Source organism: Gottfriedia sp. NPDC056225 (assembly GCF_042267765.1).
Lineage (GTDB): Bacteria > Bacillota > Bacilli > Bacillales > Bacillaceae_G > Gottfriedia.
Map to the genome: position 1 here is coordinate 1 of NZ_JBHJTJ010000096.1, position 6554 is coordinate 6554.

Annotated in this window: 9 protein-coding genes and 1 pseudogene; 1 reads left to right on the forward strand and 9 read right to left on the reverse strand. The window is 28.8% G+C overall.

The window, feature by feature from the left end; translation table 11 throughout:
* The 3 genes from ACFCYN_RS24700 to ACFCYN_RS24710 all read right to left on the reverse strand — a co-directional run.
* Positions 1 to 720, reverse strand: a 720-nt coding sequence (locus tag ACFCYN_RS24700) for a hypothetical protein (RefSeq protein WP_375952655.1), incomplete at its 3' end; no start/stop codon positions are given.
* Between the two features lie 14 nt (positions 721 to 734).
* The gene (locus tag ACFCYN_RS24705; protein ID WP_375952658.1) at positions 735 to 1568 is read right to left on the reverse strand and encodes an ATP-binding cassette domain-containing protein; all 834 of its coding nucleotides are present in this window, start codon (positions 1566 to 1568) and stop codon (positions 735 to 737) included.
* An 86-nt stretch (positions 1569 to 1654) separates the two neighbouring features.
* Entirely contained in the window at positions 1655 to 2059 is a 405-nt protein-coding gene (locus tag ACFCYN_RS24710) for a hypothetical protein (RefSeq protein WP_375952660.1), read from the reverse strand.
* A 382-nt stretch (positions 2060 to 2441) separates the two neighbouring features.
* Between ACFCYN_RS24710 and ACFCYN_RS24715 the strand changes: the two are divergent.
* Positions 2442 to 2680, forward strand: a pseudogene (locus tag ACFCYN_RS24715) (amino acid ABC transporter permease); the annotation flags it as partial.
* A 173-nt stretch (positions 2681 to 2853) separates the two neighbouring features.
* On the opposite strand, the gene ACFCYN_RS24720 reads toward ACFCYN_RS24715, so the two are convergent.
* The 6 genes from ACFCYN_RS24720 to ACFCYN_RS24750 all read right to left on the reverse strand — a co-directional run bounded on the left by ACFCYN_RS24720 (position 2854) and on the right by ACFCYN_RS24750 (position 6330).
* Positions 2854 to 3075: a DUF3006 domain-containing protein gene (locus tag ACFCYN_RS24720; protein ID WP_375952663.1), complete on the reverse strand. Its 222-nt coding sequence runs from the start codon at positions 3073 to 3075 to the stop codon at positions 2854 to 2856.
* A gap of 1 nt (position 3076) precedes the next feature.
* On the reverse strand, positions 3077 to 3934 hold the full coding sequence (locus ACFCYN_RS24725) for a ComEC/Rec2 family competence protein (RefSeq protein WP_375952665.1): 858 nt from the start codon (positions 3932 to 3934) through the stop codon (positions 3077 to 3079).
* Between the two features lie 92 nt (positions 3935 to 4026).
* On the reverse strand, positions 4027 to 4290 hold the full coding sequence (locus ACFCYN_RS24730) for an excalibur calcium-binding domain-containing protein (RefSeq protein ID WP_172443697.1): 264 nt from the start codon (positions 4288 to 4290) through the stop codon (positions 4027 to 4029).
* A gap of 488 nt (positions 4291 to 4778) precedes the next feature.
* Positions 4779 to 5258, reverse strand: coding sequence for a hypothetical protein (locus ACFCYN_RS24735; RefSeq protein WP_172443696.1), 480 nt, complete (start codon positions 5256 to 5258; stop codon positions 4779 to 4781).
* A gap of 81 nt (positions 5259 to 5339) precedes the next feature.
* On the reverse strand, positions 5340 to 5924 hold the full coding sequence (locus ACFCYN_RS24740; RefSeq protein ID WP_172443695.1) for a hypothetical protein: 585 nt from the start codon (positions 5922 to 5924) through the stop codon (positions 5340 to 5342).
* Between the two features lie 154 nt (positions 5925 to 6078).
* The gene (locus ACFCYN_RS24750) at positions 6079 to 6330 is read right to left on the reverse strand and encodes a S8 family serine peptidase (protein WP_375952673.1); all 252 of its coding nucleotides are present in this window, start codon (positions 6328 to 6330) and stop codon (positions 6079 to 6081) included.
* Positions 6331 to 6554: the final 224 nt, after the last annotated feature.

Here is a 6554-nt window from a genome sequence, read left to right on the forward strand (position 1 = left end):
TAGTTTTCCAATCCATGAAGTTGGAAAAAATTTTTCGATTGAAAGATTTGAAAAGAATCCCTCTAAATATGGAATTGAAAATGAGATTACTCCTCCAATTAACGTACTTCTAGTAATAAGAGAAAACAATAAACCAAGTGTTCCATAAAAATTGAGTGAACAAACAGCTGTAATTAATTGAGAAAATATATTTATATTAATTAAATCTGTTTCAAGCTTTTCAGTATGATATAAATTCTTATTGGCCCAATATATTATGAATTTACCTTCAATAAAACTTAATATAGTAACAAATATAACTAACAATACTGATAATAAAAATAGAATAATTAATTTACCAGTTATTGTTTGAGACCAGCCAAAGTGACTTGCTCGAATCTGCATTGTCCTATACTTAAACTCATATCCAACAATTATCGATCCTATCATTCCAAATATAATTGATCCAACCATCGTTATTATGATTAAATTATTATTTATTATCCCTATCGGTTGAATTCCTTTAATAAATTCATTTAACAAATTTAACGGTTGAGAAATATCAATTTCCTCAATACTATTATTTGAAATGGCATTATTTATCTGTCTATCCAATCGTTCAACATTATTGTAGGAAAAAATCATACTATAAATTATTAACAATATAAGCACTGATAATAAAAACCATATTGTCTTATTTTTTTTAAAGATCCTATAATCAATTAAAATGTTATTTAACATCAACTCTTTACTCCTTAATCATTCTTACTTTCTTGAAGAATTTGCATATATATTTCTTTTAGTGATGGTGAAATAACTTTCAAATCATAAATATTTACTTTACGATCGTGAATATTTTTTAAAATTAAACTAGTACTATTTTCATCCACTAGTGGGATTCGTAAAAATACTTTATGATCAATTATCTTTTTTTGAGTTAGCGGAAACATATCTGTAACGGTATCAATTTTATCAACTAATAATTCTAAATACTTATTTGTAGTTGAATTAAAATTCAAAACGCTATCTTCGTAAATTGTTTTTCCTTTATTTAAAATAACTATCTTATCTGCAATTTTGCTAATTTGTTCAAAATCATGACCTGTTAGGATGATTGTTACACCACTTTTAGCCAAATGTTGAAGTTGAGTTTTAATTAAATTCCATGAAATGGGATCCAGTCCAATTGTTGGTTCATCTAAGATTAAAAACCTAGGATTTCTTACTAAAGCTATTGCAACGGCTAAACGATGTCTTTGACCTAAAGAAAAATAATGGGCCTTTTTTTTCATTAGAAATCTATCTAATTGAAATTTTTCCTCTAACTCTACTTTCATCTCTTCATCTAGTTTTCTTATCCCCGACAGTGCAATCAGATTTTCATATCCATTCAAATTTCCATAAATAGGCGGTTCATCCAAAACAACTGATATTTGATTACGTATATAACGAAACGGTTTTCCATCAAATAAAATTGATCCTCCATTGGGTACTAATCTGCCAGTGGCCAACTTAATCCAAGTTGTTTTACCAACTCCATTTTCCCCTACCAAATATGTAATACTAGAGGAATGAGCATAAAAACTCATCCCCCTATAAATATTCTTATTTGGAAAATTAAAAATTAAATTCTTTGATTCAATTCCTTTCATTTTTAAACTATCCTCCGTACTTTTTAATAATCAAAACTACCGTTACTATAAACATCTGTGTAGATCCGGCTAGAATAGTTACTACCAATTCCCCCCCATGGTGTTGGTACACCAAAATAAAATTTAACCAGACTATTTGACCTACCCGATGTAGAATTATACCAATCCCATTTCGCACTAGTACTAGTTACCCCATTAAGTGGTGCAGTCCAATAATCTGTGTCTACTGCCTTTGGTGAGAATAACTTAGAACCATCATAAGAAAAAGTAGTTGTTGATAAATGAGTTGCTACAGTTATACCAGCTGCACTTTTATATTTACTTGTTACAGTGATAACTTTTTTTGCAGCACTAGATTGATTTGCTCCTACTAGAAATATTGAAAAAAATGCAAATACGAGAATCATTAATTTTTTAGTTTCTCTCAATTTCTTCTCCTCCATGTTTTTGAATTTAATTTAAAAATTTTTACTTTAAGGACTCATGATTATCACTCCTTATTTATTAGTAATTAAAAATTAAGTAAAACTTTTAGTAAAATTTACTAACTTGTGAAAATATTAACATATGTTATTCTATTAAAATCCTTAAATATGTGAAAAAAAATTGAAGATTTCGGAAATAAAAATACGGTCTTTAAAATTTAAAGACCGCAATGATAAAATATAGTACTGTTCCATCTAAAATATTGGCATTTTTGCTAATTAAAGAATACTTAACCCTTTAAGTTGCTAATAATATAAGTTGCGAAAATTTTAGTTTGAAAGTTGTAAATTGAGCCATAGCTAAATATATAATTAGAATTGCGAATTGCCTCAAGCATTGAGAAGAATGGCTCCGCCGTTTGTTAGCCAGTTTATTTCTTTACTGAAAGATAATCGTTGGCTGTTGTGATTGCATTGCCGGATTTATTGCATAATGGGCAGATTATTTATGCGCAGAGGGAATCTTATGTGATCCCTGTTATGGTGATTGTTTCGTTGATGTATTTTGTTGTTAATTATGTTTTGTCGTTGGTTGCGCGTAGATTGGAGATTAAGCAGTCTTGAGGAATCCGGTTCTTTGGTTTGAGCCGGATTTTTTATTTTATATAAGCAAACGTTCCATATATTGTAACATCTTCCTATAATTTCTAATAAATGACTGTGTTATATTTTAATTAGTTTCATGCTAAATAAAAAAAGGATCTTCTATGAAGACCCCAATCATTAAAATGCTCATTTTATTTCTCGAATAGTTCATCCATTAAGTCGTCTATTTCTTTTTTTAACGCCTTCGTTTTGCCCTTGTCGATTTCGAAATTTCCTTTTGTCATATAAACTGCATCTCCAGGAGAAACTGATTTTGGAAACATCTTTTTAGGATAATCAGTTGTTGAACCATCTTCTAATTCAACGACTACAAGTTCTCCCTCAAATCGGTCAACTATTCCAGTAATTTTCATCTTATTTTTTCTCCGTTTTAACCGTAATTTTTTTACCATCACTTGTTACGACTACGCTGCCATTTTTATCTGTACGGTAAACTTTTGTTTTATATTTCTTTAAGCGATTAAGTGTATCATTTGTTGGATGGCCATATCGATTATTTGCACCGACACCAATAACTGCAATTTTAGGTTTCACCTTATCTAAAAATGCTTGACTACTTGATGTTTTCGCACCGTGATGACCTACTTTTAACACATCTGCCTTCAAGTCCTTTTTAGACTTAATCATATCTTGTTCAGATTTAGACTCAGCGTCTCCAGTAAATAAGAAACTATTTTTATTATATACAAGTTTTAACACTGCACTCCAATCATTAAGATCAGATTTCGAATACGATTTTACAGGACCAACAAATTCCGCAGAAACACCTTTTAAATTTAATTTAACTCCAGCAGTAACTGGCTTAATTTTTAACTTTTCGTTTTTAACTGCAGTCAAAAATTGTTTAAATGCTTGAGTATTATTCGATACATTTGGCGCATAAACACTTTTTACTTTAAAAGCTTCAAGTACTTCATCTAACCCACCTACATGGTCTGCATCAGGATGTGTAGAAATCATGACTTCAATATCTTTAACCTTTTGTTTCTTTAAGTAATCTACGACAATATCACCTTTAGCTTTATTTCCGCCATCAATAACAATATCGTCCCCATTTGGCGTTTTTATATAAATTGCATCACCCTGACCAACGTCAATAAAATGTAAATTTAAATTTTTAGTAGCAGCTTTCGTATCAGTAGGTTTAAATTGGTAAGCAATTCCTGCTAATAAAGCACTAGTTAATACGATACTTAATATTTTCTTTTTCAATTAAAAAATCTCCTAACTTTAATAAAGTGATTTTTCTTAACCATAAAAAAAGATAGTTTCCGTACTGGAAGCTATCTTTTTTATTTCGTAACTTATCTTTCACATGCAATAAAATCATGATCTCGATCGCTTTTCTTATTAGCGTCATATAAAGCTTTTGACACATAAGGTTTATATTTAGTTTTACCGCCTTTATTCTTAACAGAAGAGCTACGAGCAATTCCACCCTTATACTTTGCATTGATTTCTTTACAGTTTTTATATTCTTTCGCAGCTGCACTAACATCATTAGTTGAAATAAACGAATAACTTTGAATAAGACCAAAAGCGAGAATACCAATTACTAGTTTTTTCATTATTAAACACCCCAATCTATTATTCCGTAACAATTGAAACCTAATTTTAATAATAATTTAATTATATTAGACTATCAATAGTTAAATAAAAATTTAGTAAAAAATCTACTAGTTTAATAGTAAATTTTAGACATTTGCTGAGTTCCACTAGCTCAGATTTTTAGTAAATTTCAAAGATGTATATTAAATATTTCTTAATCTAATTATCATTTTAACATATAAGATTGTTGAGATTATAGTGAATACTTATCAGATTTATTTAGGTAAAATTAACTAATTTGAATAAACCTACTCAAGGTTTGAGTATGCTTTGTTTTCTATTATAAATATGATTGCTATTTTATAAAATCACCTAAATCACAATCACATGCACTTAAATAATCAAGAAAATAGCGAAGGCTTCCTCGGGTAATCTCGAGAAAGCCTTCGCTATTTATATTTTATGGACTTTTTCAGTGTCCACTATTCATTTAAACATCATTCATTTTTTACTCGTCTTGTGATAGATGATTTAATGAATCCATTTTTAAGTTTTCTAAACTTATTGGATTTTCACTATTAGCATCGATCAACCATTGATAAACAGGAATCATATTCATATCTTTTTCCCAACACTTTTCAAATAGCTTAGAAACTTCTTTTGATACATAAAAATTCACCTTATGATTTACACTTGGTTTAAACTCAATAAACGTTTCTGCAAGTTCTATTAATGTATCTATTTTTTCCTCTGTTATACTATCAAAAGTATAAATTCTCGCAAAAATAAGGTTTCTATCATCATCCCAGTCTTTTAAAAATACAGGATGTAAATCTTTAAAATCATTAGGTGTGCCTGGACGATTAACATCTTCTAACACCATATAACCAATTAAGCTTCTAGCTTCTTTTGTATCTTCATTTATAGCGAGAATCATATGATTTTTACAATTTAGCTCTAGTTGAAGAAAATAACAGTTTTTCTTCAAATGTCTCACTCCTTTTTAAATTAACAATAAGAATACTACCCATATAAATTTAAAATTTAGATCTTATCTAATCTCCTTGATTTAATATTTAGTTAGAATAATTTGAAATACTTTCTCTTTATAAATTATGAAAGTCAATTTTACATTTCTCTCTTTATCAAGATAAGTTATCGTTTCTCCAATTTCTTCAAGGGAGTGAATGTAGTTATTACCGTACTTATTTATAATAGTAGATTTATCATCTCCTATTCCAATACCTTTATTAGTTTTTAGTTTAGGATCTTCAGAAACAATACTATTAATTTTATTGTTTTTAGTTCCTATATATAATTTCTTAAATTGATAGTTTCTATCATTTTCAACAGTAAGTATTACTGCCATATCTGTGTGTTTAACTTTTCTACCATATTTACTTTTTAGATCTACCATTAGTTCAGGTGTAACTTGTTTATCAATCTTAATTTCATTCAATCCCTCACTTTTTAGTGAAGTACTTTCTAGTAGTGTATTTTTTACTAAAATAGAAGTACGCTCAACAATGAAAAAACCTATTAATAGCAATACAATAATTCCAAATAGTGCACTAATATACTTCCAAGGGAGAATTTTAAAAACTACGTTCCCCAGAATAAGTAATAAAATTATAACTAAGACTGTTAATATCATTATTATTCCCCCGAACTTTTACGAAATGTAGGTATTCCGTGACCCATAAATTTATTAAAATCATTTTTATTATTTGTCATTTCAATTAATTTAGTGTATACCTTCGAAGGGGTAAGATCATGGAATTCCTCTAACAATCTACTTACTATTCCAGTCATAGCTCCAGCCGCATACGAAGTACCTTGTTTAAAGCTTTTCCTGATTCATAAAACACCCCAGGTAACACAAAATCTAATTCATCCCCGTAATTTGAATACACCCATTTTTTCCCATTCGAGTCCACTGCTCCAACACCTATTACAAACTGGGAGGAAGCTGGATATTCAAGAAAACTTTTGCCTTGATTTCCAGATGCTGCAATCATTAAAATTCCTTTATTTTGACTTTTATCTGTATGCACCTTCACTTCATTTTTTCATAAACTGCAACTTATTAAATGTAATAAATTGTCAAAATTAGTAATAATAACCTAGTAACATTAATAGAATGCAGGACTTGATGGATTTCCTCCTACTGGAAATAGTGAAATTAATGTACCTCTTGGAATTGTTTATTTTTTCATGATAAATACTCCTAATAATCAGTAATTAAATAGTAGGTAAAATTTACTAACTTGTGAAAATATTAACA